At 41.6% G+C, this 1665-nt stretch carries 2 protein-coding genes; both read left to right on the top strand.

Going from position 1 to position 1665, the window contains the following annotated elements; genetic code table 11:
- Nucleotides 1–204 precede the first annotated feature (204 nt).
- A complete protein-coding gene (locus ACT6XC_RS09300; RefSeq protein WP_308510994.1) occupies nucleotides 205–642 on the top strand; it encodes an Rrf2 family transcriptional regulator in 438 nt (145 codons plus the stop codon).
- Nucleotides 643–728: 86 nt separating this feature from the next.
- Nucleotides 729–1514 carry a class I SAM-dependent methyltransferase gene (locus tag ACT6XC_RS09305; protein WP_443741607.1) on the top strand — a complete coding sequence of 262 codons (786 nt, stop codon included), beginning with the start codon at nucleotides 729–731 and terminating at the stop codon, nucleotides 1512–1514.
- The last annotated feature ends 151 nt before the right edge of the window (nucleotides 1515–1665 follow it).

The raw sequence follows: 1665 nt of genomic DNA on the forward strand, positions 1-1665 counted from the left end.
GGAGCGAATAATGTCAGCGACGGTTGTTATTACACTTTGATTCTTGCAAAAAAATGATAGAACGCGGGCTTTGTTGTAAAAACAATGGAGCAAAAACCAAGGGCTTTGTCTCAAAAAATGCCCCAGGCGACAGCGACTCTGTAGCAGTTGTCAAAGTAAATTGTAATAATTGAAGTTACATCAAAAATCTGTTAGAATCGGCGTATGAAAATAAGCAGCAAATTTACGGTGGCGGTTCACACGTTGTTGTGCATTTACCGTTTTAACAAAGAATACAAGGTTACCTCGGATTTTATTGCCGGAAGCACGGGCGTAAATCCTGTGATTATACGGCGGACGCTCATTTCGCTCAAGGCGGCGGGACTTGTGAACGTTGCGGCAGGAACAGGCGGAGCTGAGCTTGCGGTAAAGCCGGAGGATTTTACACTTTTTGACATTTACAAGGCTTCGGGCAGCATGGAAGAAAATATTTTTGGTTTTCACGAACAGCCGAACCCCGCGTGCCCTGTCGGCGGAAACATTCACAACATACTCGACTCCCACCTTGCGGACGCACAGAAAGCGTTTGAGCAAAAGCTTGCAACGGTAAAATTTTCCGACCTTGCGGCAGAACTAAAAAAGGCGGAATCTGCGGAGAAATAACAAGCAGAAGAAAACAACCTGCGGATAAAACTAAACATAAATTTGAATAAAAATTTTAATTTTCTTTTAAAATTAAGAAGTACAGAATGTTAATAAAAGACGAAAATATTGACAAAGGAAAGGCTTTTGACTGGGGACGGACTTCATCGGATTACGCAAAATACCGCGACATATACCCGAAAGAATTTTACGATAAAATTATAAAACGCAAGCTTTGCATAAAAGGACAGTCCGTACTCGATATTGGAACGGGAACTGGAGTTATTCCACGTAATCTTTACCACTACGGTGCAGAATGGACGGCAGCGGACATCTCAGAAAACCAGATAGAACAGGCAAAACTTCTTTCAATTGGAAAGAAAATTAATTATTTTGTAAGCTCAACAGAAGATTTAAATTTTCCAAATGAAACTTTCGATATTATAACAGCATGCCAGTGTTTTTGGTATTTCAAACACAAAGTAACAGCTCCAAATTTTCACAAAATACTAAAGAAAGAAGGTCGGTTTTTGATTCTTTATATGGCGTGGCTTCCTTTCGATGACAAAATTGCAAGAGCCAGTGAGGAGCTTGTTCTAAAGTATAGCCCAAATTGGAGTGGTGGACGAGAAACAATCCATCAAATCCAAATTCCAGAAATCTACAACGAATATTTTCAACTTGTACATCACGAAGAATTTCCACTAAAGGTTCATTTTACTCGCGAATCATGGAATGGACGGATAAAAGCCTGCCGTGGAATCGGCGCTTCGCTTTCAAAAGAAGAAATTGTTGCATGGGAAACCGAACACAGAGAACTTCTTAAACAGATAGCACCAGAAGAATTCGACGTTCTTCATTATGCAGCAATAGCAGAATTAAAGAAAAAATAATATATACAATAAATTGGCGTTCCCACAATGCTTTGCATACGTGGCGGTCCGGCAATCACCTACGGCGCTTGCCGTCGCTATGTCCGCAACTTGCTGCGCGCGGTCCTCACTTTGTTCGGACTGCCTTCGGCATTGCTCCCAGCGCTACCGC

The organism is Treponema berlinense (assembly GCF_052273165.1).
In the GTDB taxonomy this organism is placed as follows: Bacteria; Spirochaetota; Spirochaetia; order Treponematales; family Treponemataceae; genus Treponema_D; species Treponema_D berlinense_A.